This is a genomic window from Deinococcus radiopugnans ATCC 19172 (assembly GCF_006335125.1).
Lineage (GTDB): Bacteria > Deinococcota > Deinococci > Deinococcales > Deinococcaceae > Deinococcus > Deinococcus radiopugnans.
In genome coordinates this window covers 17,016-41,784 of record NZ_VDMO01000002.1, presented here as the reverse complement: position 1 = coordinate 41,784, position 24,769 = coordinate 17,016, and the positions used below count along the sequence as shown (strand labels likewise).

16 protein-coding genes are annotated in these 24,769 nt (G+C 70.6%); 5 read left to right on the top strand and 11 right to left on the bottom strand.

Annotation, left to right across the window (positions count from 1 at the left end):
* Positions 1–48: 48 nt before the first annotated feature.
* On the bottom strand, positions 49–963 hold the full coding sequence (locus FHR04_RS01615) for an ABC transporter permease (RefSeq protein ID WP_039685116.1): 915 nt from the start codon (positions 961–963) through the stop codon (positions 49–51).
* Positions 963–2,942 carry an ABC transporter permease gene (locus FHR04_RS01610; protein ID WP_375782558.1) on the bottom strand — a complete coding sequence of 660 codons (1,980 nt, stop codon included), beginning with the start codon at positions 2,940–2,942 and terminating at the stop codon, positions 963–965. Before FHR04_RS01610 ends, FHR04_RS01615 begins: the two co-directional genes overlap by 1 nt.
* A gap of 113 nt (positions 2,943–3,055) precedes the next feature.
* Between FHR04_RS01610 and ndk the strand changes: the two genes are divergently transcribed.
* Positions 3,056–3,472 carry a nucleoside-diphosphate kinase gene (gene ndk, locus FHR04_RS01605; protein ID WP_139400296.1) on the top strand — a complete coding sequence of 139 codons (417 nt, stop codon included), beginning with the start codon at positions 3,056–3,058 and terminating at the stop codon, positions 3,470–3,472.
* 356 nt (positions 3,473–3,828) lie between these two features.
* A complete protein-coding gene (locus FHR04_RS01600) occupies positions 3,829–4,872 on the top strand; it encodes a GGDEF domain-containing protein (protein ID WP_052195495.1) in 1,044 nt (347 codons plus the stop codon).
* A gap of 33 nt (positions 4,873–4,905) precedes the next feature.
* Here the strand turns inward: FHR04_RS01600 and FHR04_RS01595 are convergent, their stop codons facing one another.
* The 3 genes from FHR04_RS01595 to FHR04_RS01585 all read right to left on the bottom strand — a co-directional run bounded on the left by FHR04_RS01595 (position 4,906) and on the right by FHR04_RS01585 (position 10,314).
* Positions 4,906–5,328, bottom strand: a complete 423-nt coding sequence (locus FHR04_RS01595) for a VOC family protein (RefSeq protein WP_139400294.1) — start codon at positions 5,326–5,328, stop codon at positions 4,906–4,908.
* Positions 5,329–5,377: 49 nt separating this feature from the next.
* Positions 5,378–7,705 (bottom strand): NPCBM/NEW2 domain-containing protein, encoded by a 2,328-nt coding sequence (locus tag FHR04_RS01590; protein WP_139400292.1) that lies wholly within the window; start codon positions 7,703–7,705, stop codon positions 5,378–5,380.
* Between the two features lie 275 nt (positions 7,706–7,980).
* Complete coding sequence (locus FHR04_RS01585; RefSeq protein WP_139400291.1) at positions 7,981–10,314, bottom strand: NPCBM/NEW2 domain-containing protein; 2,334 nt, start codon at positions 10,312–10,314, stop codon at positions 7,981–7,983.
* Positions 10,315–10,532: 218 nt separating this feature from the next.
* Between FHR04_RS01585 and FHR04_RS01580 the strand changes: the two genes are divergently transcribed.
* Together FHR04_RS01580 and FHR04_RS01575 are read left to right on the top strand one after the other, a co-directional pair.
* Positions 10,533–11,552, top strand: coding sequence for an aldo/keto reductase (locus FHR04_RS01580; protein WP_039685109.1), 1,020 nt, complete (start codon positions 10,533–10,535; stop codon positions 11,550–11,552).
* A 119-nt stretch (positions 11,553–11,671) separates the two neighbouring features.
* Complete coding sequence (locus tag FHR04_RS01575; RefSeq protein WP_039687388.1) at positions 11,672–12,418, top strand: chlorite dismutase family protein; 747 nt, start codon at positions 11,672–11,674, stop codon at positions 12,416–12,418.
* A 102-nt stretch (positions 12,419–12,520) separates the two neighbouring features.
* On the opposite strand, the gene FHR04_RS01570 is transcribed toward FHR04_RS01575, so the two are convergent.
* From FHR04_RS01570 to FHR04_RS01545, 6 genes are all read right to left on the bottom strand, one after another.
* Complete coding sequence (locus FHR04_RS01570; RefSeq protein ID WP_039685107.1) at positions 12,521–13,189, bottom strand: response regulator; 669 nt, start codon at positions 13,187–13,189, stop codon at positions 12,521–12,523.
* Positions 13,190–13,231: 42 nt separating this feature from the next.
* Entirely contained in the window at positions 13,232–14,263 is a 1,032-nt protein-coding gene (locus FHR04_RS01565; RefSeq protein WP_170213816.1) for a DUF4097 family beta strand repeat-containing protein, read from the bottom strand.
* Positions 14,260–16,008, bottom strand: a complete 1,749-nt coding sequence (locus FHR04_RS01560) for a sensor histidine kinase (protein ID WP_139400287.1) — start codon at positions 16,006–16,008, stop codon at positions 14,260–14,262. Before FHR04_RS01560 ends, FHR04_RS01565 begins: the two co-directional genes overlap by 4 nt.
* Before the next feature lie 107 nt (positions 16,009–16,115).
* A complete protein-coding gene (locus FHR04_RS01555) occupies positions 16,116–17,090 on the bottom strand; it encodes a hypothetical protein (protein WP_139400285.1) in 975 nt (324 codons plus the stop codon).
* Positions 17,087–17,614 (bottom strand): PH domain-containing protein, encoded by a 528-nt coding sequence (locus FHR04_RS01550; RefSeq protein ID WP_139400283.1) that lies wholly within the window; start codon positions 17,612–17,614, stop codon positions 17,087–17,089. The genes FHR04_RS01555 and FHR04_RS01550 overlap by 4 nt, the downstream gene beginning before the upstream one ends.
* On the bottom strand, positions 17,611–19,896 hold the full coding sequence (locus tag FHR04_RS01545) for a RelA/SpoT family protein (protein WP_170213828.1): 2,286 nt from the start codon (positions 19,894–19,896) through the stop codon (positions 17,611–17,613). The genes FHR04_RS01550 and FHR04_RS01545 overlap by 4 nt, the downstream gene beginning before the upstream one ends.
* Before the next feature lie 415 nt (positions 19,897–20,311).
* On the opposite strand from FHR04_RS01545, the gene rnr reads away from it, so the two are divergent.
* Positions 20,312–24,466: a ribonuclease R gene (gene rnr, locus FHR04_RS20835; protein WP_170213815.1), complete on the top strand. Its 4,155-nt coding sequence runs from the start codon at positions 20,312–20,314 to the stop codon at positions 24,464–24,466.
* Positions 24,467–24,769 lie beyond the last annotated feature (303 nt).

Genomic DNA, 24,769 nt, shown 5'->3' with positions numbered 1-24,769 from the left:
TTCTAACCCCCAGGACCTCTGGCGGCCCGGACGCCCGCGCCGCGTCCGTCAACCGTCATAGGGTTTGCCCAGCGCCTTGGGCGCGCGGCTGCGTCCGGTGAAGATCAGCGCCAGAATGGTGATCAGGTACGGCAGCGCCTGCACCAGCGTCGGCGGCAGCAGGTCCCCGCCGCCCAGCGCGATGGACAGCGCTTGCAGGAAGCCGAACAGCACGGTGGCCCCCAGCACGCCCAGCGGTTTCCACTGCCCGAAGATCAGCGCGGCCAGCGCGATAAAGCCGCCCCCCGCGCTGATGTTGCGCACGTAGGAATCCAGGTTGCCGATGCTGAGAAAGACCCCCGCCGTGCCCGCCAGCACGCCGGACAGGATCACGGCGGTGTAGCGCATCCGCTTGACGTTGATGCCCATGCTGGCCGCCGCGCCGGGCTGTTCCCCGGTGGCGCGCAGGCGCAGGCCGAACGGCGTGCGGTACAGCACGTACCACGTCACGGCCACCGCCAGGAACGCGAAGTACACCGGGGGCGAGAAGCGCAGTTCCCCGATGCCCCACAGCGGCAGCGCGTTGGCCACCTTGGGGCTTTCGGTGGAACTGTCGTACAGCGCGGTCAGGATCACCGGCGGCACCCCGGTCGCCAGCAGGTTGATGGCCGTGCCGCTGATCACCTGATCGGCGCGGTACTTGATGCTGACCACCGCGTGAATCCACGCGATCAGCCCGCCGATCACGGCCCCGCCGACCCAGCCGACCCACGGCGCGGCGGCCCCCAGCGTGGGCTGCAGCACCAGCGTGGTCACGGCCCCGCCCAGCGCTCCGAAGATGATCAGGCCGTCCAGCGCGATGTTCACCACGCCGCTGCGCTCGCTGAACAGGCCGCCCAGCGCGGTGAGCAGCAGCGGCACCAGGCTGCGGATAAAGGTGGCCAGAAACGCCGCCGTGAGGAGTTGTGCGAACAGCCCGTCCATTATTTGCCCCCTTCACGGGTGTTCTCTTCACTGGCGTACCCGACGTTGGGGTTGGGGGTCGACGCCTGCTGCGCCGCCACGCCGGGAGAGAGTTTGCCTGCCTCATCCGTGCCGGTTCGGTCGGTGGCGGCCACCAGTTGCGGCGGCGGCGGGTCCACCAGCCGCCGGCTCAGGAAGCCTCCGGCGGCGATGAACAGCACGATCAGGGCCTTCAAGACCGTCACGATGTCCTTGTTCACGCCGTCGAGTTGCTGGTCGACGTCCACCCCGCCGGTGTCCACCGTGCCGAACAGCAGGCTGGCGAAGACCACCCCGGTGGGGGTGTTCTGGCCCATCAGCGCCACCGCGATGCCGTCGAAGCCCACGTTGACCGGCATGTTGCCCTTCAGGCGGTACTCGTCGAGCGCCCCGCCGTTGACGTAGTGGGTGCCGGCCAGCCCGGCGAACATGCCCGCCAGCGTCATCGCCAGGATGGTGCCGCGCGCCACACTGATGCCGCCGTATTCGGCGGCGCGCGGCGACAGGCCCACCGCCCGCAGCGCGTAGCCGGTGGCGGTGCGCCACATCAGGGTGCCGAACAGCGCCACGCAGGCCAGCGCAATCAGGAACGACGCGTTGAGCTGGCTGCCGGTGATGTTCGCCGGAATCCCGATGCGCCACGTCAGCGCGCCCGCCGCCAGCGCGATCACGATGGCGATCAATCCGCCGTTTTTCACGGTTCTCAACAGAGGCCGCGCCACCAGCAGGGCAATCACCGCCACCACCAGGCCGATGCTCAGGACGTAGCCGCCGCCCGCCGGGCCGACGTTGAACAGGTCCAGCAGGGTGGGCAGCTGGGCGGCCTGCTGCAGTTCCTGGCTCTTGGCCTCGAAGCCGGGCGCCTTGAACGGCAGGGTGTAGGTTTTGCCCAGAAAGGGAAAGGTCTCGCTGCCGATCAGGAAGATGAACACCGCCGAGGCCACGTAATTGAGCATGATGGTGTTGATGACCTCGCTGGAGCCGAAGCGGGCCTTGAGCAGGCCTGGAATCGCGCCCCACAGCGCCCCGCCCGCCGCCGCCGCCAGCACCGACAGGGGCAGCAGCGCCCAGCCCAGGCTGGGGGGGCCGTACACGCCCATCAGCATCGCGCCGATGGCCCCCATGGTCAGCTGACCCGGCGCGCCGATGTTGAAGAGGCCCGTGCGGAAGGCGAAGGCCACGCTCAGGCCGGTGAAGATCAGCGGCGTGGCCAGCTTGAGGCTCGACAGCAGCGGCGACAGGCGGGTGACCGGCGCAAACAGCGTGGAGTACACGAAATACACCACGTCGCTCTTGGCCAGCCAGGCCTGCCACAGGGTCAGTTCCCGCCCTGAGGGATTGACGATGGGCTGCACCACCAGCACCACCACGGCCCCCACCAGCACCGCCAGCGTGATGGCCGACACCGGGACCAGCAGGCCGCGCAGCCGGTTGAAGCGGTCCAGCACCCATTCGCGGGCGCTCAGGCCGGCGCCGGCGGCGATCAGCCCGGCCAGCATGGGCAGGAACAGGCCCAGGTTCATGCCGCCGCCGTCGTAGAAGTTGCGCAGTTGCCGCTTGGCCCCGGCCCGCAGGCTGCTGTCGGCGGCCACGCGCTCGATCTGCACGGCCAGTCCGCTGTTCAGGGCCAGCACCGCCGCCACCGCCAGCCCGAAGGCCAGCAGGCCGGTGATCCAGAACCAGCCCGCGCGGCGCACGGCCCCGATCAGGGTGGCCACGATCATGGCCAGCGTGGCCCAGCCCAGGATCAGGGCGCTGCCCGGGCTGGCCAGCGGCGCGTCCTGATTGCTGGCCAGATTCAGAACGGAGCCGCTGAGATGCAGCAGCACGGCGTCGGCGCTGAAGCCCCGGCCCAGCGCGGCGAGTGGAAAGAGCAGCATCCCTGCGGCGGCCACCGCGCACGCGATCAGCGCGACACGCGACGCGTCCCCGGATGGACGAGATTGGGTGTTGTGGGTCACGCGGCCCATTGTACGGGGCGAAAACGGGTTGTGGGCGCACCCACGCGGCCCCGATGCCACGGCTGGCACGGGGCGTGGGGTGCCGTCCTCTTTTTGCTATGCTCGCTGGCGCTATGGAACGGACTTTTGCAATGATCAAACCCGACGGCGTGCGCCGCGGCCTGACCCCCGAAATTCTCGCCCGCATCGCCCGCAAGGGCTACCGCGTGGTGGGCCTCAAGCAGATGACGATCTCGCGCCAGACCGCCGAGACGCATTACGGCGAGCACAAGGAGCGTCCCTTCTTCGGCGAACTGGTGGAGTTCATCACCGGCGGCCCCGTGGTGGCCATCGCGCTGGAAGGCGAGGGGGCCATCGCGGGCTGGCGGGCCATGATGGGGGCCACCAACCCGGCCAACGCCGCCCCCGGCACCATCCGCGCCGACTTCGCCACCACCACCGGCGAGAACGTGACCCACGGCAGCGACAGCGCCGAGAGTGCCGAGCGCGAGTTGGGGCTGTTCTTCGCGGCCGGCGAACTGCTGGACTGAGCTGGCGGCGGGGCAGGCGTTCGCGTGTGCCCCGGCCGTCTGGCCCCCGGAGGAGTGGGCACTCTGCCCCGGAGGACTGCCGGGTTCGCTGTAAGGCGGGGTTGCGTCAGGACACACCACATTAAGAACGCCCGGCCCGCAGCGGGTCAGCACAGCGGCGGCGGTCCTGCAAAACCAGAACCGCCGCCGCTGTGAAGTTTTATTCATGCCGTGCTGGTGAGGGCCGGTGGCCCCTGCTGCCGCTTGTCGCGCGGCGTGGCCGGTGCGGGTGCGAACAGCCCCGACAACGTTTCTTGTACCCTGAACTCAACTTTGAGCCTGCTGTCAGGACGTGGCCTCTAGGATGACGCCAGGTCATGGAGAGGCGCACCGGTTCACTTCAGCAGCGGTTACTGAACAGTCAGCAGTACGTGGTGTACGCCGCCAGCCTGACGTACGTGCTGTTCGTGCTGCTGGTGACCCTGGCCAACCCGGCCGGCCCGGTGCTGCAGACCTTCCTGGCGCCGCGCTTCGGCCTCGCCGCGCTGTTGCTGCTCACCTCGCTCCTGGTGTGGGCCGAGCCGCAGCGGCTGCGCCAGATCTACCTGCTGACCTATGTCGGCTGCCTGCTGACCCTGGTGTTCGAGATCCCGCGGGTGCTGAGCGCCGACCAGAACCTGCTGCAACTGTTCTTGTGGCAGAGCGTCAACGTGCCGATCTCGTTTCTGATTCTGGGGTCGCGCTGGGGCCTGGGGGCCAACGTGCTGACCCTGCTGACGCTCCTGGGCTCCCTGACGCTGCACGGCCCTTTTTCCATGGCGCAGCTGGCCGACTGGCTGACGGTCAGCCTGACCCTGACGATCACCACCTACGTGTCGTACCTGATCATGACCTTTATCGAGGGCAACCTGCTGACCCACGAGCAGGACCAGGGCCGGCTGCGGGCGGCGCGGCAGGACGCCCTGACCATGGTGTACGGGCGCGGCGCCATCGAGGAGGAACTGGAGCGGGCCATGAACCACTCCCGGCAGCACAACACGCCCATGAGCGTGATCGTGACCGACATTGACCATTTCAAGAGCGTCAACGATCTGTACGGCCACGCCACCGGCGACGACGTGTTGCGGGCGGTGGCCAAGCGTCTGCGGCGGGCGGTGGGCAGCGGCGGCGGCATGGTGGGCCGCTGGGGGGGCGAGGAATTTATCGTGCTGCTGCCTGGACTCGCCAAGCCCGAGGCGCTGGTGGTCGCCGAGCGGCTCAGGCGTGAGATCTCCGGTCAGCCGTTGGCGGACCTGGAGATCACCGCCAGCTTTGGGGTGGCCTCGTACCGGGGGGCCAACGACACCGCCGACCAGCTGTTCGGACGCGCCGATCAGGCGATGTACGAGGCCAAGAACCTGGGCCGCAACGCCGTTCGCTGAACGCGGGTCTGGCCCGGCCTCGGTGGCCCGGCCCTAGTGAAGGGGGGGCGCGGCTGGGCTGCGGCCCGGCGCCGCACGGTCGCCGGCCTCCAGCAGCTCGACCTGCCGGCCGTCCGGGTCCAGCACGAAGACCATATCGCGCCCGCCGGGGCTGGGGGCCAGGTCCCGGCTGACCGTCACGCCCGCCGCGCGGAGCGCAGGCAGCAGCGCGCGCAGGTCCGTGACATACACCGCGACGTGTTCGGCCCAGTGCAGCTGTGGGTGCGGCGCCTCGCCCGCGATCTGGAAGAACTGGAGGCGGCCCCCCCGCTCGCCCTGCCCGTCTGCCAGGCGCAGCACGCCGCGCCGGTGGCCCTCGGGGGTGGTCAGGGTCTTCTCGGTCACGCCGCCCAGCCGCTCGTAAAAGGCCAGGACCGCGTCCAGATCAGCGGTGATGAACGACACATGCTTGAGCATGGCCCCAGCCTAGAGCATGCGGGCGGGCGGCCCCTCGCCGCGGCGGGCCTCAGTAGAACAGGCGCAGCGTGCCCTGGCCCTGGGTGCCGCTGGCCGTGGTCTGGGCCGTGGTCACGGCGAAGCTGCGCCCGGCCGGGGTGGCCAGGGCGATCCGCAAGCCGGGACTGACCGGCACGTTGCCCTGCGGCGCGTCCCCGAAGTTCAGATCCTGCGTCAGGGAGGCGCTGAACCTGGCGACGTAGGTGTAGCCGTCCTCGAAGCCGCCCAGCAGGAGGTGGCCGTCGTCCTGGGCGGCCAGCGTGGTCACGACGGTCTGGTACGCCAGCGGGTTGTCCGGCTCCTTGAACTGGAAGTTCACCGCCGGCCCGGCCACGCCGTCCGCACTGAAGCGCTGCAGCAGGGCGCTGGTGAAAAAGCGCCGCGTGCCCCCGCCCGCCACGATGGTGCCGTCCGGTTCCAGGGCCACCGCATGGAAGGTGTTGCGCCCGCCGAGATCCCCAAAGGCGAGGCCGCCCTGCGCGAAGGCCGGGTCCAGCGTTCCGTCGGCCCGGTAGCGCGCCACCACAGCGCTGTAGTTGTTGGCGTCGTAGTGGGCCTCGCCTGCCACCACGATCCGGCCATCCGGCTGCAGCGCCGCGCTGTACAGCCGGTCAGCGGAATCCCCCGTGGCGCCCAGCCGCCCGTTCAGGGTGGTGGTGGTGACGCCCCCCTGACCGAAGGCCGGGTCCGGTGCGCCGTTGCGGTCCAGCCGCACGACAGCAAAATCATCGTCCGAGAGCGTGACGTCGGGCACCGGCGAGTAGGGCCGCGCGGCGTACCCCACCAGCACGACCCTGCCGTCCGGCTGCGCCGCCACGTCGGTGGCCGCCGAGCGGACCGGATCGCCGTCAGACGCGTGGTCCGCCACGCCCAGTTCCAGCCGGACCACGCCCCCCTGACCGAAGGCCGAGTCCAGGCTCAGGTCGGGGCGGTAGCGCAGCGCGGTCATCTGGCCGTCCGCATGGCCCACGGCGATCAGGCCGCCGTCCGGCTGGCGGGCCAGGGCGCTGGCCTCCCCGTTCAGGCGGGCCGTGCCCTGGCCCAGCACTGCGCCGGAGGGCGACAGCCGCGTGACGCCGAAGTTGGCGTCCAGCACCACCACCGCGCCGCCGTCCTCGGCCACCACGTCGACGCCGCCCGCGTCCGCCCGCCCCCCGGTGCCGAAGCTGGGGTCTGGGGTGCCCGCGCGGCCGGGCGCGGAAGTGCCGCAGTCCAGCCGGGCACCGGCCCAGTCGGCGTGATCGTGGTTCAGGCCATCGCCCCCGTCGGTGACCGTCAGTTTGAGGGCGTGTATCCCCGTGACATCGACGCGGGCCGGCGTGACCGGATCGTGGCCGCGGACCACCGCGCTGTCGTACAGCGTGCGCCCGTCCCCGGAGACTTGGAAGGTCACGCTGCCCCGGCCCCCGGTCTCGTCGTCCACGCCGAGCTGCGCGCTGAAGGTGGTGCAGACGCCGCCCAGATCGTATTCGAGGGTCGACGGGGCGTGCACGCCCAGGCCCGTGGCGAAGGCCTGCCCAGCGACGGTCAATGGGCCGCCGTCCCGCAGGCCCTGTGGTCCGTTGCTGCGGTCAAGCTCCACCGGTCCCCAGCCGTTGCTGGCCGACACGTAGGCCAGACGGCTCAGCGTTATGTCGTTGTCTGGCGCCGCCGCCGTGCACTCCACCGCCGCGTCGCCCCAGTCGGCGTGATCGTAGTGGTTGTCCTCGCCGCCACGAACCTCCAGCCGCAATTCCTGGACGCCGGTCACCCCCACCTCGATGGGCAGGGCCGACTCCCCGCCGCGCCGGACCTCACCGCCAGACAGCAGCGTGTCGTCGCCGAAGACGTTGAAGCGCACGCTGCCCCTGGGGCCCACCTCGTCGTCGACGCCCACGGAGGCCGTGAAGGTCTGGCACTGGCCGCCCAGCGCGTAGCGGATCTCCGAGTCGGCGTGGACGCCCAGTCCGCTGGCGAACGTGCGCCCGCCCACCTTCAGTGTGGTGCCGTCGCCGGAGGCCTGCCAGCCGTTGCTGCGGTCGCGCTCCACCGGTCCCCAGCCGTTGGTGGCCGAGGTCCAGGGCAGGGCCGACAGGAGGTTGTGGCCGTTTTCCGTGGGGCGGGAATCCAGACCGGACGCCGCCGTGGGCGAGCGCCACGGGTAGCGGTGTCCGTCGGCGTAGGCGTCGGCCCCGTGGGGTGCGAGCCGGTCACTCCAGGGATACTGCCGGCCGCCCGTATAGGGGCTGTCCGCCGGCCGGCCGTCGTCCGGCGGCCCCGGTGGGGCGGGCTTCGGCGAACAGGAAACCAGCAACAGGGCGGCGCAGCCGAGCAGCAGCGGAACGAACGGGGTCGACATGTGGATTCTCCGGCCGGTTGAGAAGACGTCAGGAACGCTGGGGAGGAAGGGGCGGCAGAGGATGGCGTGTCCAATGGTAGCCGCAGACCGGGGGGGTGAAAAGCGACTTAAGGTGGAGTGGCACGTGGACCGGACCCCGCTGCTGACGGGTCAGGTGTGGTGTGCGCCATTGCCGGACCCCGTCAGCGTGCCCCCTTCGACACCCTGGCCGCCCACGACAGCAGACCGTTCGGGTGGGCTTCCCAAACGGTCTGACGGGTGGCTGGAGGTGGCGGCTAGCGGAAGAGTCGGTAGGTGCCCTGGCCCTGCCCGCCTTCTGTGGCGGCCGTGGTGGCGACGATGCGGTTGTCGGTGGTGCCGACGAGTGAAACGGCCCGGCCCTTGCCGAGAAGGACATGGCCGCCCGGCGCCCCCCCGAAGGCCGCGTCCTGCTGCAAGGTGGACGTGAAGCGGGCGACGTACGCGTCCGCGTCGTTGTAGCCGCCCACCACCACACTGCCGTCACGGTCCAGAAGCAGCGAGGTGACCACGGTCTGTTGAAAACTCGCGTCTTCAGCGCTGCTGAACTGAAACCGGGCCCTGGCCCCGCCCACGCCCGCCGAACTGAATTTCTGAAGGTAGGCGGTGGTCAGGAAGCGGTCGTCGCCCCCACCTGCCACGATCTGACCGTCCGGCTGCAAGGCCACGGTCCTGAAGCCCGAGTAAGAACCGGCTGGTGCGGCCAGGCCCCCACTGCCGAAGCCCGAATCGAGCTGTCCGCCGGAGAGATAGCGGCCGAGAACCGCGTATTGAGCGCCGTCCACCTCCGACTCGCCCACGATGACCAGCTTCCCGTCGGGTTGCAGCGCCACGCCGTAGATCTTTTCGTCCGGCAGGTGGTTTTCGGGATCGAACAGGCGGTTGCCGTTGAGCGAGGTGATGACGGCGCCGTTCTGACCGAAACTGGCGTCTGTGGTGCCAGCCTGGGTCAGGCGGACCAGGGCCAGATCATAGGAGGTTGGCCGGTCTTCAGCGGGCAATCCGGCAATGCTGTACGGACGCTGAGCGTAACCCCCCAGCACGATCCGCCCGTCTGGTTGAAGGGCCACGTCCAGCGCCGCCGAGCCGGTGTTCGTGCTGGTGCCGTGTCCGGACTGCTGGCTCAGCGTCAGCCGCACCACGCCGCCCACGCCGAAGCTGGGGTCCAGCATCAGGTTGCTCAGGTAGCGCACGGCGGCCATCTCGCCGTCCAGCCGCCCCACGGCGACCAGTTTGCCGTCGGCCTGCCGGGCCAGCGCGTGGGCGACGCCGTTCGGCAGGGCCGCGCCCCGCGCCAGCACCGCGCCGGAAGGCGACAGGCGGCTGACCCGGAAGTCGGCGTCCAGCACAGCCACCGCGCCGTCCGGTTCGGCCACCCCGTCCACCCCGCCCACGCCCACGCGGCCCCCGCTGCCGAAGCCCGGGTCCAGGGTGCCAGGCTGGGCCACGGCTCCCGGCGCGCAGCTGAGTTTGGCGTCGGCCCAGTCGGCGTGATCGTAGTCGATGCTGTCGGCCGCGTCGGTCACGATCAGCTTGAGCGCCTTCACGCCGCTCACCTTGACAGTCGCACGCTTGGCCGCGTCGCTGCCGCGCAGCACGCCGCTGTCGTACAGCTTGCGGTCGTCGCCGTACACCTGAAACACCACGCTGCCGCGCGCGCCCACCTCGTCGTCCAAGCCCAGCTGGGCCGAGAAGGTGTGGCACCGCCTGCCCAGATCGTAGCTGAGGATGGAAAAGGCATGCACCCCCAGACCTTTGTCGAAGACCCGCCCGCCGATGGTCAGCGCCCGGCCGTCGAACTGGCGCTGCTCACCGTTGCTGCGGTCGAACTCCACCGGCCCCCAGCCGCTGCTGGCCGCGGCGTACGGCAGGTCGCTCAGGAACACGTCGCCCTCCGGCTGCGCCGAGGCGCACTCCACCGCCGCGTCGCCCCAGTCGGCGTGATCGTAGTGGTTGGTGTCGCCCCCGTCCGAGACCGACAGACGCAGTTCCTTCACGCCGGCCACGCTCACGTTGACCGGCAGACTCAGGTCACGGCCCCGCCGGACGCCGCTGTCGAACAGCAGCCGGCCGTCGCCGAAGACCCGGAACTGCGCGCTGCCCCGCCCCCCCACCTCCTCGTCGATGCCCACGAAGGCCGTGAAGACGTTGCACTGGCCGCCCAGCGCGTAGCGGATCTCGGAGGCGGCGTGGACCCCCAGCCCCTTGGCGAAGGTGCGCCCGCCCACCTTCATCGGCCTGCCGTCCTTCTGGCCCTGCCCGCCGTTGCTGCGGTCCCGCTCCACCGGTCCCCAGCCGCTGCTGGCCGACGTCCACTGCAGGTCCGACAGGTGGTTCTGGCCGGTGTTCAAGGCCTGCGCGTTCACCCCGGAGGCGGCGGTGGGGGAGACCCAGGGATAGCGGCGTCCGTCCGCGTAGGGATCGGCGCCGGGGGCGTCGAGCCGGTCACTCCAGGGATACTGCTGGCCGCCCGCGTAGGGACTGCCGGGGGGCAGCCCTGTGTCCGGCGCGGCGGTGGGAGCGGTCTGGGAGCAGCCGGCCAGCAGAAGGACGGTGCAGCCAAGCGTCAGGCGGGCATACGGTCGGGTCATGGGTCTCCAGGTCAGCGGGACAGCAGTCAGGGGCACGGCGGTTGGGGGTGGACTGGGTTGGACTGGGCTGTGGGATGGACGCCGCAGTATGACAGTTTTCTGACAGGGGCAAGAGTAAAGTTGTGGGCCAGCGTGAGGGCGGCGGTGGGAGATCCGGCCCCGCCTGACCGCTCGTTCGGGGTCATCCCTCCCCTGGGGGCGGTGGAAGAGTGCAGCCTATGGAATACCGCAAGTTGCAGGGAACGGATTTGACGCTGAGCGCCGTGGGCTTCGGCGTGTGGACGGTCGGCACGACGTGGTGGGGCGTCAAGGACGAACAGATGGGCAAGCGGCTGCTGCGCGAGGCCTACGACCTGGGCGTGACTTTCTTCGACAACGCCGACACCTACGCCTCGGGCCGCGCCGAGGAGATGCAGCGCGAGGCCCTGGGCGACGTGCGCGAGAAGATCGTGATCGGCACCAAGTTCGGCTACGACATCTACAACCACCCGGACCGGCCGGGGCAGCAGGAGCGCCCGCACGACTGGTCGCCCGCGTACCTGCGCAAGGCGCTGGAAGGCAGCCTGCGGCGGCTGGGCACCGATTACATCGACTTCTACCAGCTGCACAACCCGCGCGTGGACGCCATTCAGAAAGACGACCTGTGGGCCGAGCTGGAGGCCCTGAAAGCCGAAGGCCTGATCCGCGCCTACGGCACCGCGCTGGGACCGGCCCTCAACGAGCGGCAGATCGAGGAAGGCATCGCCACCGTGCGGGACCGCCACGCCCCCACCCAGATCATCTATAACCTGCTGGAGCAGGTGCTGGGTGAACAGATTCTGCCGGTGGCCGAGGAAGTGGGCGTGAGCATCGTGGCCCGCGTGCCGCACGCTTCCGGGCTGCTGGAAGGCTTCATGACCAGGGACACCGAGTTCGAGCCGGGCGATCACCGCAACTGGCGCATGACCACCAACGCCCGCAAGAAGGCCTGGATGGAGGACGGCCTGAAGAAGGTGGAAGACCTGCAGCCGTTCGTGGACGGGCGCACCATCGGTCAGCTGGCCATTCAGTTCGCGCTGCACTCGGAGGTGATGGCGAGCCTTCTGCCCAACATCTACGACGAGAAGGGCCTGCGGGAATACGTCGCCACCTTTGACGCCAGACCGCTGGGGCAGGGCGAATACGACGCCATCCAGACCCTGTACCGCGCCAACTTCGGGCTGGAGCATGACCTGCGCGGCCAGGCGGTGGCCCAGTGAGTGAAAAGCCAGGGAGCGAAAAGAAGGTGAGTGGCGAGCAGCAGGCGCCTCAGACCCCGGCCACCCCGCCCGCCGGACGTCCCGCCGCCAGCGCCGGAGCAGCCAGTGGCCGCCCCAAGATGATGGTGGACCTCGATCCCAGCGGGCAGGTCACCGGGCGCGAGGGGGACCGCAGCAACCGACAGTTCATGAACTACGCCTTTTTCAAGCTGGACCCCGCCTTCCGCCGGTTGCCGCAGGCCGAGCGCGCCGAGATCCGCGCCGAGTTTCAGGCCGCCGCCGAGGGTTGGGTGGCCGACGCGCCCGCCGAGAAGGGCCTGATCCTGCGTCCGTACTCGCTGGTGGGGGTGCGCGGCGACGTGGATTTCATGCTGTGGCGTATCGCCTTCGACGTGCGTGAGTTTCAGGAGGCACAGGCCCGCTTGAACCGCACCCGACTGATGGGGTACCTGACGCAGCCCTACAACTTCGTCTCGATGAACAAGCGCAGCCAGTACGTCAACCGCATCGAGGGCAGCGGGCACGGGCTGGAGGTGCTGCCGGGGCAGGGGCAGTTCCTGTTTATCTACCCCTTCGTGAAAACGCGGGCGTGGTACGACCTGACACCGCACAGCCGTCAGGGCATGATGGACGAGCACATCCACGCCTCGGCGCCGTTTAAAGGCGTGCGGATCAACACCTCGTACAGCTACGGCATCGACGATCAGGAATTCGTGGTGTCGTTCGACAGCGATTACCCGCAGGAGTTCGTGGACCTCGTGCACCGCCTGCGCTACACCGAGGCCAGCATGTACACCCTGCAGGACACGCCGATGTTTACCTGCGTGAAAAAGGAACTGGCGGGGGTGCTGGCCGACCTGGGGTAGCGGCAACTGAAAGTTGAGGCGGCAGGCGGACGGTGGACCGTTCCCCTGCCGTCTCTTTTGCTCGGCGCGGGGCCGAGGCGCCGACGAGAATCATTCTGTGCGTCAGCCCTCCGCACCATCCAGACTGGCAATGCCGTGCTTCAGGGCGTACAGCGCCGCCTGCGTCCGGCTGTCTAGCTCCAGCTTGCTCAGCAGCCGGGAGACGTGCGTCTTGACCGTGGCCTCGCTGACGCCCTGATCGGCGGCAATGTCGCGGTTGCTGCGGCCCCGCGCAATCAGCTGCAGCACGATGGTCTCCTTGGGGGTCAGCGTCTCGCGCATCTCCGCGCTGCGGAAGTCGCGGACCAGACGGCGGGCGGCTTCGGGGTGCAGCCGGACCTCGCCGCGTGCGGCGGCGTGGATCGCGTCGGCCAGCGTGTCGCTGGACGCGTCCTTGAGCATGTACGAGATGGCCCCGGCCTCGATGGCGCCGTTGACCTTGTGTTCTTCCAGGGTGCTGGTCAGGGCGATGACCTCGGTGCCTGGCAGGGCGCGGCGCAGCGCGCGGGTGGCGGTGATGCCGTCCATCACGGGCATCATCAGGTCCATGACCACCACGTCGGGCATCAGGCGCTCGGCTTCCGAAAGGGCTTCCTCGCCGTTGCCCGCCTCGCCCACCACCTCGATGTCGGGGTCCAGGCCCAGGAACAGGCGCAGGCCCTGGCGCACGACGGCGTGGTCGTCGACAAGCAGGACGCGGACGGGCGGCGTGGACGGCAGTGGGGTGGACATGGGGATTCTCCTTTGGGGTGGGGGCTCAGGTGGAATGGGGGTTCAGGGCAGAGGTTCGAGGGTGAAGTGGTCCCCCGGCGCATCGACGAACACGTCTAGATCGGGGGCGCTGGCGGGCGGCTGACCGGCGGGCAGGCTGAGGGTCTCGCGGTCCGTGAAGCGCACGCGCAGCTGCAGGCCAGGGGCGGCGCGCAGGGTCACCTCGCCGCTCTGGGTGCGGATGTCCAGATTGCCGCGGGTGCCGGCCGGCGCGCTCACCGTCACGTCGCCGCTGGCGGTGGTCACCGTGCCGCGTGAGAAACGGGCCGGCAGGGTCAGCCGCACGTCGCCCCCGGCGCTCCCGGCCCCCAGGGTGCCGGTGGCGGCCCCGGCCAGGTTCAGGTTCAGGTCGCCGCTGACCGTGTTGACGCGCACGGCCTCGGGGGAGGCGCCGGTGGGCGCGGTCACGGCGATGTCCCCGGACGTGCTGACCAGGGCGAACGGCCCGCCTGCCCGCGCCGGCAGCGTTACAGTCTGATCGCCGCTGACACTGCGGACCGTCAGCGCACGCAGCCGCAGCGCCGAAAGGTCCAGCGCCTGATCCCCGCTCAGCGTGCGGGTGCCCAGCGTCAGCGGCAGACTGCGGCTGGCCTTCAGGTCGATCACGTGCTGCAGCGGTTCAGGCGAGGCGACGGTCACGCCGGGCCGCTCCAGGGCCTGCACGCGCATGGTCAGGCCGAAGTTCAGCTGGGTGCCGGTCTGCCCGGCGCTGCGGCTGGCGCTGAGCTGCACCGGATTGCGGGCGCGGTGGGTGACCTGTCCGCCCACCGCCAGGGCACTGCCGGCAGGCAGCGGCCCCACGCTGAGATTGGTGCGGTCCCCGTCGATGTTGAGGACAGCCGTCCGCGCCAGGTCGCCCTGCAGGGGACCGTCCAGCGCCACGTTCACGGCGGTGGTCTCGGTGCCCATGCCGGGCGTCGGCCGGACCGTCACGCCCTGCCAGGCCAGCAGCGCGCCGGCCCCGGCCAGCAGCAGGCCCAGCGCCATGCGGGCCAGCACCGGGGGCAGCGGGCGGGTGCCGGGGCTGACGGTCATGCCCGGACCTCCGCCGCGTGGACGGCGGCCGCTGAGGCGGCGGGCAGCCGCAGGGTCACGTCGGTGCCCTGGCCTGCCACGCTGCTGACCTGCAGCGTGCCGCCCGCCCCCGCCGCCCGCTCGCGCATGCTGCGCTGGCCCAGCGTGCCGCGCCCGGCCGCCGAGGGATCGAAGCCCCGCCCGTCGTCGCGGATGCGGACCGTCACGGCCGGGCCGTCCTGCGCGACCTCCAGCCACACGTTGTGCGCGCGGGCGTGCTTGACCACGTTGTGCAGCGCCTCCTGCGCCACGCGGTAGGCGGCGGCCTGGGCGTCGGGGGTCAGCGGCGGTTCAAAGTCCAGCCGGGCGTGGACGGTCAGCCCGTGGCGGGCTTCCAGCGCGTGGGCGTGCTGCGCCAGGGCCGCCACCAGCCCACCCTCCTCCAGCGCGTCGGGGCGCAGGCTGAACAGCAGCGCCTTCATCTCCGAAACGCCGCCCTCGGCCAGCCGGATGGTGTAGTCCAGGCTGGCGCGGGTACGGTCCACGTCCTTTTCCAGGGTGGCGCGGGCCGTTTTGGCGCCCAATGAAATGCCGTACAGCGCCTGCGCCACGCTGTCGTGCAGCTCGCGGGCCAGTCGGGCGCGTTCCTGTTCTCCGGCCCGCGCTCCGGCCCGCTCGATCAGCTGCGCGGCGTGCTGGGCGGTCCCGGCGTGATCGGCGATGCTCAGGAGAAAGGCCAGCTCGTCGGCGCCGGGCCGCACGCCCGCCGGGTACAGCGCCCGCAGGGTGCCGCCGGGCAACGGGCCGCCCTCCAGCGCCCCCGCCGAGACAGGGAGCGTGACGGGCAGGGTCGCCAGTGCGCCGCCGTTCTGCAGCAGGCGCACGTCCGCCTCGCCCTGCGACGGCAGGCGGTCCAGGAGGCCAGTCAGCCCCGGCCCCAGCGGGCCGCTGACCGCGCGCAGCGTGCCGTCCGGCGCCACCAGCGCCACCGCCAGCGCCGTGCTGGCCGCCCGTGCCTGGGCGGTCAGGTCCGCCAGGGTGGCGTCCAGATCGTCCCCCAGGGCCACCCGCCCGGCCGCGCGGCGCAGGGCCACCACCTCGCGGCGGGCGGCCTCGTAGCCGGGGTCGCGCGACAGCAGGGCCACGGCCAGCCGGGTCCACATGCGGCCCATCAGGTTCAGCACGCCCGCCAGCACCAGCAGGCCGCCCAGCCCCACGGTGATCAGTCCGGCGGTGGCCAGCGGGCCGGGCAGCAGGGTCAGCTCGCCCCAGACCACCGGAAACTGGGCGGGGTCCAGCGCCCACAGCGGTGAGAGCAGCCCCAGCAGCGTGGCCGCCAGCAGCCCGCCCAGCACGACCCAGCACACCACCGCCAGCGGCAGCTGCACCACGTGGAACAGCAGCGTGCGGTACGTCAGCGGGTCCGCCAGCGTGCCGCGCAGCCATGCCAGCGTGCCGCGCGGGGCGGGGCGCAAGGGCGGCGGCGCGAAGCTCACGCCCAGCACCCCGGCCAGCGCCCGCTGCACGTCGCCCAGGCCGCCCACCAGCCACAACGCCCCCAGCAAGAAGGCCGCGCCGATCAGCAGCGCCAGCGTCAGCAGCCCGCCCACCACGCCGCCCGTGATCAGGCCCGCCGTGAACACGCCCATCGGCAGCGCCAGCAGGATGTACAGCGCCGCGCGGTAGGTGTGGGGGTCCAGCAGATCGGCCAGCACGCCCTCGCGCTGCCCCCCCTGAATCCGCTCTGACCTCATCCGCACCATCATGCGCCGAAGGTACGGCGGGCGGAAAGCAAAGGCGTCCGCCGAAAGGGGGAAGGAGGCCGCCGTGCGGGGTGTCCGCCGGGCGGCAGGCGTGCCGTTACTGCGTGCCTCTACTCGGGGGGCAGCTCCAGGGTGAAGGGGTCCTGCAGGCCCGCCTCCGCCGCACTTCGGGCCACCGCCGGGGCGTGGTTCAGGGCCAGCACGGCGCGGTAGGTGCGCGTCGCGAGGTCGCGGTCCCACTGGGCGTCGCGCACCTGTCCCAGCCGGGCCAGCGTCAGGCCGGCCAGGCTGCGCGGCACATCGCCCTGAAGGGCGTGCGCGGCCCGTTCCAGCAGGGCGCGGGCCGCCGCCAGATCGCCCACCGCCAGGTAGATGCCGGCGGCGGCGGCGGCCAGCTCGGCCCCCGGTGTCACGGCGTCGCCCGTCTCGCGGTCCAGGGCGGCCAGCAGGGCGTTCAGGTCATCGTCCTCGCGCAGCTGCCACGCGCGGTCCGCCAGGGCGCGCAGGCGGCTGGTCTCGCCGGGAGCAAAGCCAGTCAGGTCAGGGAGATGGGCGTCCGGCAGCAGATCCAGCAGGCCGGGCAGGTCGTCGAGTGGCGCGATCACCGCCCCAGATTGTCCGGCCAGCCGCGCGGCCAGTTCCGAGAGCCGTTTTTCGCGCCAGTGCGTGCCCGGTCCCTCGTCCAGCGCGGCCTGCGTGGCCGTGTGGTAGGCCCGGGCGGCGTCCAGCACCTCGGCGCTCATCAGCTGGAATGCGGTCATCGGCGTCGTCACCAGCGCGGCAAAGTCACGCTCGGCCCCCGCCGCTTCCCGCAGGCGTTCGCGGCCCTGCGGGTACTGGCTGAGAAAACCCTGCAACTGCCCGTGTTCGGTTTCGGCCCAGGCCCAGTCCGCCGTGAAGCCGTCCCGGATGGCGATGCGGGCGGCGGGCAGGGCGTCGCGCAGTGGATGATCCGGGTCCAGGTCGCTGGCCCACAGCACCTCGGCCGCGCCCAGACGGCGCAGCAGTTCCACCACGGTTCCGGCGTTGTACTGCGGGTGCAGCCTGAGCAGGTCGCCCAGATCGGGCAGCAGGGTCAGCGTCATGGGGTCACCTGTGCGCCGCGCCGCGCCAGTTCGGCGAGGAAGGCGGCGGGATCGGCAGGCGTCAGAAAGTAGTCGGTATTGTCGGAATGCAGCAGCACACCATCACGTCCTCTGGCGGCGGCGGCCAGCACCCGCCCCACCCCCCGTTCATCCCGCGACAGCGTGAAATGCCCGGTCAGGTAGCCCGGCAGCCCGGTCCCGAAGGTGCGGATGCCCAGCACGCCGGAGGTGCGGCGGGCGCTCAGGCCTGCGTAGAGAATCCGGGTCTGACCGATGATCCGCTGGATCACCACGGCGTCGGACGTCAGGGTGTAGGCCAGGCGGCGCGGCGCGAGCTGGAACCACGCGAGGATCACCAGCGCCAGGGTGAGGACGGTGCCCTGCGACAGCGGGGTGTGGTCCTCATCGGGCACGAACGTCACCGCAATCAGAAAGAGCGGAACGCCCCAGGCCACGGCGCGGAACAGGGGAGCGGCGCCGGCCGCCGCCACGGGGACGTTGAGGTGCCGCGCTGGCCCGCTCACGCGCTGGCCCCGCTGTCCTTGCGTCCGCGGACGCCGCCCCGGCCCAGCCGCACGATGGCCGTCACGCCCTCCACCCGGCCAATGGCGGCGCGCACGTGTTCCAGGTCCGCGTTGCCGCGTACGCCCAGCCGCAGCAGGATGTGGGCCACGTCGTCCAGATCCACGTTGGCCTCCACCTTCAGCGGGCTGCGCTTCTCGGCGCTCAGGACGCCCAGCACGTCGGCCAGCAGGCCGTGACGGTCGGCGGCCATCACGTCCAGGTCCACCAGGGTCAGGCCCGGCTTGCCCGCGTCCCAGCTCGCGGCCACGCAGCGCTCGGGCTCGTCCTTGAGCAGCCGGATCATGTTGGGGCAGTCGATGCGGTGGATGCTCACGCCCCGCCCGCGCGTCAGGTAACCCATGATCTGATCGCCCCGGATGGGAGAGCAGCAGTTGCTGAGCTTGGTGGTGGTGGTAAAGCCCTCCACGTACACGCCGCCGGTCTCGGGCGGGCGCGGCACGGGGGCACGTTTGGACGGTGGGCGGGGTTGGCCCTGCTCGCTGGCCAGGCTGGGCGACAGCACCCGGCCCACCGCCGAGGGCGTCAGCTTGCCCGCGCTGATCGCGAAGTACAGGTCGTCGGGGTTGCGGGTGCTCAGCAGCTTCTGGGCGGCGTCTTCCAGCAGCTTGGTCCGCATCAGCTGGCGCACCGGCAGCTGGCGTTTGCGCAGGTGGCGTTCGAGCATGTCGTGGCCGCGCTGCCGGGCGTCCTCGCGCTCCAGCTGCCGGAAGTGGTGCCGGATCTTGGCGCGGGCGCTGCGGGTCACCGCAAAATTCAGCCAGTCCTTGCTGGGGTGGCCGTTCTTGCTGGTCACGATCTCCACCATGTCGCCGTTGCCCAGCTTGTGCGCCAGCGGCACGATGCTGCCGTTGACCCGCGCGCCCACGGTGGTCTCGCCGATGCGGGTGTGGATGTGGTAGGCAAAGTCGATGGGCGTGCTGCCCGACGGCAGGCTGACCGCCAGCCCGCGCGGCGTGAAGACCCGTACTCGCTGGCCCAGGATGTCGGACTTCACGGCGTCCATGTAGTCGCTGGCGTCGTTGATCTCGTCCTGCAATTCGCGCAGCTGGGCGATCCAGTTCTCGCGGTCCTTCTGGGCCAGCTGCGAGCCCTGCTTGTACATCCAGTGGGCCGCCACGCCGTACTCGGCCACCTCGTGCATGCGCCGCGAGCGGATCTGCACCTCGATGGGCTGCCCGCTCTGGCTGATCACGGTGGTGTGCAGCGACTGGTAGCCGTTGGGCTTGGGCACCGCGATGTAGTCCTTGAAGCGCCCCGGCAGCGGCGTCCACATGCTGTGCACGATGGACACGGTGTGGTAGCAGATGCGTTTTTCGCGGGTGGCCTCGGCCTTCTCGCGCCGCTTCTCGTCGGTGCCTTCCGGCACGATCAGGTCACGCGGAGTCACGATCACGCGGATCGCCAGCAGGTCGAAGATCTGCTCCAGGCCCTTGCCCTCGCGCTGCATCTTGCAGTGGATGCTCCACAGGTGCTTGCTGCGCCCGGAGATGTCGATGTCCAAGACCCACTCGGGCAGTTCGAGGTCCTCGCGCAGCGCCTCGTCGAGCTGCGTCACGGCCTCGCCGATCAGCACGTCACGCTCGTCCTGGCGGCTTTGCAGGCGGCTTTGCAGGTAGGCGTACTCGTCGGGGTGCAGGTAGCGGAAGCTCAGGTCTTCAAGCTCCCACTTGATCTGCCCGATGCCGAGGCGGTGCGCCAGCGGGGCGAAGATGTCCATGGTCTCGCGGGCAATCCGGACCTGCTTGTCGGGGCGCATGCTCCCCAGGGTCCGCATGTTGTGCAGCCGGTCCGCCAGCTTGACCACGATGATGCGGATGTCGTCGGTCATGGCGATCAGCATCTGGCGCAGGTTCTCGGCCTGCAGGTCGCGCCCGGCGTCGCTGACAGTGGCCGACTGCGAGCCCTGCTTGCTCAGCTTGCTGACCTTGGTCTCGCCCTCCACGATCCGCCGCACGTCGCGTCCGAACAGCGCCTCGATCTGCTCGAAAGTCACGCTCTCCACGTCTTCCACCGTGGCGTGCAGCAGCCCGGCCATCACGCTGTCACTGTCCATGCCCAGCCGCGCCAGGATCACGGCCACCGCCACCGGATGGGTGATGTACGGCTCGCCGCTCTTGCGGTTGACCCCGGCGTGCGCGTCGCGCGCGAACACGTAGGCGCGTTCGATGCCCTGCACCTCGGAGGCCGGGCGGTCCAGGACCAGCGCCCGCAGCTCCTGCATTCCGTGTTCTTCCATGTCCTGATTCCCGCGCTCCGGCACGCCCGGCAGCATAGCGCGGCGCCGGGGTGGGCCATACGGGCGTGCGTGGCAATTGCCGCCGGCTGTCCCGGTTCCGCCGCCAGTCCTGACGAGGCACCAGGACCGCGGCCCTTCACGCAACCCCAAGCTGAATGAGAATGGCCTCCGCCGCGCCGTGTTATGCTGCGCTCGCTGCCGGGTTTCAGGACAGCGCCGCCAGACTGGCCCCGAGCAGTGGGCCGTGGCAAAGAAGGCGCAAACCCGAGGAAGCGATAACCAGTTGCCCGTGGGCGGGCCGCGCGCGCCGAGACCAGCGCCAGGACCACAAGACCGGCCGGATCAGCGTGCGCCCACGACATAACCCCCACGGGCGCGTCCTGAGTAACCAGGTGCGTGAATGCCTAAAGTGAAAAAGCAGGACGCGGCGCAGGAGACACAGCCCGGCGCCGGATCCGAAAAGCCAGTGAAGAAGACAGGCCAGCGGCCCCGGAAAGCCGCGCCCATGGCGGCAGATGCCGCGCCGGAGACCGTGGAGCAACCCACGGCCCCCACCAGGAAGACCACGTCCCGCAGGCCCAGGGCGCAGCCGAAAGTGGCCGCTGAGCCGGTGGCCGCCGAATCCACCCCCGTCGAACCCAGCAATGCCGAATCCGTCCCGGCTCCTCAGCCCCCGGCGGAACAGGCCCCGCAGAAGCCGGCCGCACGCCGGGGCCGCAAGTCCGCAGCCGCGCCTGCCGAGGAAGCTGTACCTGAAGAAGCTGTACATGAGGGGGTGGCCGAGGCACCTGCCCTCAGCGCAGCGCCCGTTGCGGAGGCCGCGCCGCCTAAAAAGGCCCGGCAACCGCGCAAGGCCGCGGTCAGTCCGGCGGCCGAGACCGAAGTCCAGCCTGAGGCCGCCGTTGCTGAAGCGCCCAAACGGCGGGGGCGCAAAGCCGCCGTGAAGGTGGAGGCCACGGAGGAGGCCGCCGTGCCTCAGCCGGCCCAGGCCGCGCCGCCGGTGGTGGACACCCCGGTCGTGGAGGCCGGGACGGACGCCGCTCCCGACGCGGAAGCGCCCAGGCCCGCCCGCCGGGGCCGCAAGCCCAGGAAGGCGGAAGCCGCGCCCGCCGAGACGGCGTCAGCCGTCACCGCGCCGGCTGAAACTGCGCCGCCCGAAAGTGTGCCCTCCAAAAGCGTGCCGGCCGCCACAGCCCAGGCCGACGCGCCGCTGATTCTCGAAGTCCCCAAGAAGACGCGGGGCCGCAGGAAGGCCCTGCCGGAACCGTCCCTGCCCGACGTGCTGAGCGGCGTGGAAGCGGTGGCGGTGGCGCCGGAAGCCGCCGAGACCGTGCAGGTGGTGGCTGCCCCCGAGGCCGTTCCGGCGGTGGACTCGGTGCTGGCCGTGCAGGAGGCGTCCGGCACGCAGCCGAAGCCAAAGCCGCGCGGACGCGGCGGCCGGAGCAAACGCGCCCAGAGTCAGGAGCCTGCGGCCCCGCCCGTTTCGGCCCCGCCGGCTCCAGGCCAGGCGGCCCCCGCTGAGGGACAGCCGGAAGCGGCGGCCGAGGACGGGGCGGAAGAAGAAGGCGGGGCCGGGCACGAGCCGCAGGACGCCCAGCCCATCAGCCCGGAGCGCGATCTGGTGATCAACCAGCTGCGCAAGCTGGGGCGCCCGGTGCATGTGCGCGACTTGGAACGCACCTTCACGCGGCAGGCCATCAACCGCATCGGCGGCTGGCGCGAGCTGGAAGCCCTGCTGGATGTGTTGACCGAAGAAGGTCAGGTTGTCCGCACCCGCAAGAAGACCTACGGCCTGCCCGAGGCGATGAGTCTGGTGCGCGGGCGCTTCCAGGCGTCAGCGGCGGGCTTCGGCTTCGTGGTGCCCGACAGCGGCGGCGAGGATTTCTACATTCCCGCCGAGCAGACCATGGAGGCCTGGAACGGCGACATCGTGCTGGTGCGCATGGAAGGCCGCGGTGACAGTGGGCGCGGCGGCGGCCCCCGGCGCGGCCAGAAGGGGGACGGCAGCCCGCGCGCCAGCGTGGTCCGCTTTGTCCAGCGCGCCTACAAACAGCTGGTCGGCACGCTGGAATACAGCCACGGCCACCCGATCCTGCGCCCCGACGATCACCGCGCGCGCCACCGCATCCTGGTTCTCCCCGATAACATCGAGGGGCTGGCAGCCGGGGCGCGGGTGGTCACTGAACTGTTCTGGCCCGAGCACACCGGCGAGGACGAGGTCTACGGCCAGGTCACCCGCGTGCTGGGCGCCGAGGACGATCCTGCCACCGAGACCGAGGCCGTGATCGTCAAGTTCGGGCTGCGCGGCGACTTCCCTGAACCCGTGCTGGAACAGGCCAACGCGATTGCCACCGGGATTCCCGCCGAGGCGTTGCGGGGCCGCCTCGACCTGCGCGACTACAACATCTTCACGGTGGACGGGCGCGACGCCAAGGATTTCGACGACGCCATCCACATCCAGCCCACGCCGGAAGGCAACTTCGTGGTGGGCGTTCATATCGCGGACGTCAGCCACTACGTGCAGGAGGGCACCCCGCTGGACGAGGAAGCCTACGCCCGCGCCACCAGCGTGTACCTGCCGGGCCGCGTGCTGCCCATGCTGCCCGAGCACCTCAGCAACGGCGTGTGCAGCCTGGTGCCGGATCAGGATCGCCTGACCCTGACCGCCCTGATCGAGCTGTCGGCCGAGGGCGAGATTCTGGACGTCAAGATCGCGCCCAGCGTCATCAACTCCAAGGCGCGGCTGACCTACGACGAGGTGCAGGCCTACAGCGAGGCCACCGCGACGCTGCCCGAGGCCGCCCGCAACCTGGAAGGCGACCTGCACCTGCTGCTCAAGATCACCACCAAGCTGCGCCAGAAGCGGCTGCGCGAGGGCAGCCTGGACTTCAAGCTGCGCGAGGTCAAGGTGGACGTGGGTAAGGACGGCCGCATGGAGCTGATCCCGATCCGCGAGGAAACCGCGCGCGGCATGATCGAGGACCTGATGCTGCTGGCGAACAAGGTGGTGGCCCACTTCCTGATCCAGCGCGAGATTCCGGCGCTGTTCCGCATCCACGAGGAACCCACGCTGCAACGCTTTCAGGACGTGACGGCGGCCATCGGGCGGCTGGGTTTCGCCTTCCCCGGCGGCGAACCCACACCGCAGGCGTATCAGGCGGTCCTGAAGGAAGTGCGCGGCACGGGCCGCGAGAGCGTGGTCAACACGCTGCTGCTGCGCTCCATGCAGCAGGCCAAGTACGCGGGCGAGAACCTGGGCCACTTCGGGCTGGCCTTCGACGAGTACCTGCACTTCACCTCGCCGATCCGCCGCTACCCGGACCTGCTGGTTCACCGCGTCATCAAGGGCATCCTAAGCGGGGAGCTGAAGGCCGGCAACCGCGAGGTGGCGCAGCTTCAGGGCCGCCTGCCGGGCATGGGCGACCACACCAGCGAGCGCGAGCGCACGGCGTCCGAGGCCGAGCGGGACCTGACCAAGTACTACCAGGCCAAGTGGGCGCAGGAACACCTGGGCGAGTCCTTCCCCGGCAACGTGTCGGGCGTGGTCGCCAGCGGGCTGTACGTGATGCTCGACAACGGCGTGGAAGGCAAGCTGCACATCAGCAACCTGGACGACGACTACTACGTGTATCTGGAAGACGCGCAGATGCTGCGGGGCCGCAGCCGGGGCAAGAGTTACCGCCTGGGCGACAGCGTCAACGTCACCATCAGCACCGTCAAACCGCTGGCCCGCCAGACCGATTTCACGATGGCCGACCCCACCGATCCGGACTACAAACCCGGCCACTTCAACGAGGAGAACGACATGGATTCACCCGTCAAACCGCGCGCCCGCCGCCGTGAGGACCGCGAGCAGGAAAAGCGCGAGAAATTGCAGAACGTTCCCGTGAGCGAGCCGCGCAAGTTCACGCTGGATGATCCGGCCCCCGCCGCGTCGTCGTCTGCCGAGGCCTCCCCCCGCCAGGGTGGACGCGGGCGAGGCGCACAGGCCGCGGGCCGGGGCCAGAGCGGCGGCCCGCCCCGCACCTTCGGCGGCGTCCGCATGGACGGCAATGGGGGCGGTGAGGGTGGCAATGCAGGGGCCGGAAACGGCGGCGGGGGCCACGGCGGCCCGGCCCCCCGGCGCGGCGCTCGGCGCGTGGTCACGCTGGAGCGTCCCCGCAACGAGCACCTGCGCCCGGTGAACATCACCGTGCAGCGCATGTACTTCGGCGACTGGACGCTGGAGAACATGCCGCCGGAAGACGGCGAGGGCGGCGGGGGCCGCCGTGACTTCAACCGGGGCGGACGCGGCGTGCAGGAGCGCGGCGGCAACAACCGGGGCAGCGCCGCGCGTGGGGAGCGCGGGCACACCCGCGGCGGCAATGACCGCGGCGCGGTAGGCCGCCCGAATGGCCGTCCTCAGGGCCAGCGGCCGGCTGCGGCGCAGCAGTCCCAGGGCCAGCCTGCCGCCGCGCAGTCGGCCCAGGCCGGTGCCAGCGCGGCCCAGAGCGACGATGCCAAGCGCCGCCGCCGCCGCCGGGGCCGCCGGGGCACCGGCAACGGCACCGAGTAACACGTAGAACGTCCGGGCCGGAGTTCACGGCCAAAGACGCGGTGCCCAGACCTCCAGGAAGGCTGGGCACCGCGTCTTCTCACGGCCCTTCTGCTGTTCGGTGCAGCGCCGGGCAGTTGGGTTGGCCGGCCATTCCTGACCCAGACTGACCACCGCTTTGCGAGAGGCCAGGAGCCGCGCCAGGACGCGGTTTGAACACATTCTAAACGCTGTGGCTCCATTCTGTTTTACACGTAATTTTATTGACCTATTTCAACTGCTGTAGTATACTGAGCAGTGAGAAAAGGCGTCCCTGAGCGCCCA

What these genes read in the sequence shown, in the direction of transcription:
- FHR04_RS01615 (WP_039685116.1), bottom strand. Translation starts at nt 963, where the DNA reads ATGGACGGGCTGTTCGCACAACTCCTCACGGCGGCGTTTCTGGCCACC.
- ndk (WP_139400296.1), top strand. Translation starts at nt 3,056, where the DNA reads ATGGAACGGACTTTTGCAATGATCAAACCCGACGGCGTGCGCCGCGGC.
- FHR04_RS01600 (WP_052195495.1), top strand. Translation starts at nt 3,829, where the DNA reads ATGGAGAGGCGCACCGGTTCACTTCAGCAGCGGTTACTGAACAGTCAG.
- FHR04_RS01595 (WP_139400294.1), bottom strand. Translation starts at nt 5,328, where the DNA reads ATGCTCAAGCATGTGTCGTTCATCACCGCTGATCTGGACGCGGTCCTG.
- FHR04_RS01590 (WP_139400292.1), bottom strand. Translation starts at nt 7,705, where the DNA reads ATGTCGACCCCGTTCGTTCCGCTGCTGCTCGGCTGCGCCGCCCTGTTG.
- FHR04_RS01585 (WP_139400291.1), bottom strand. Translation starts at nt 10,314, where the DNA reads ATGACCCGACCGTATGCCCGCCTGACGCTTGGCTGCACCGTCCTTCTG.
- FHR04_RS01580 (WP_039685109.1), top strand. Translation starts at nt 10,533, where the DNA reads ATGGAATACCGCAAGTTGCAGGGAACGGATTTGACGCTGAGCGCCGTG.
- FHR04_RS01575 (WP_039687388.1), top strand. Translation starts at nt 11,672, where the DNA reads ATGATGGTGGACCTCGATCCCAGCGGGCAGGTCACCGGGCGCGAGGGG.
- FHR04_RS01570 (WP_039685107.1), bottom strand. Translation starts at nt 13,189, where the DNA reads ATGTCCACCCCACTGCCGTCCACGCCGCCCGTCCGCGTCCTGCTTGTC.
- FHR04_RS01565 (WP_170213816.1), bottom strand. Translation starts at nt 14,263, where the DNA reads ATGACCGTCAGCCCCGGCACCCGCCCGCTGCCCCCGGTGCTGGCCCGC.
- FHR04_RS01560 (WP_139400287.1), bottom strand. Translation starts at nt 16,008, where the DNA reads ATGATGGTGCGGATGAGGTCAGAGCGGATTCAGGGGGGGCAGCGCGAG.
- FHR04_RS01555 (WP_139400285.1), bottom strand. Translation starts at nt 17,090, where the DNA reads ATGACGCTGACCCTGCTGCCCGATCTGGGCGACCTGCTCAGGCTGCAC.
- FHR04_RS01545 (WP_170213828.1), bottom strand. Translation starts at nt 19,896, where the DNA reads ATGCAGGAGCTGCGGGCGCTGGTCCTGGACCGCCCGGCCTCCGAGGTG.
- rnr (WP_170213815.1), top strand. Translation starts at nt 20,312, where the DNA reads ATGCCTAAAGTGAAAAAGCAGGACGCGGCGCAGGAGACACAGCCCGGC.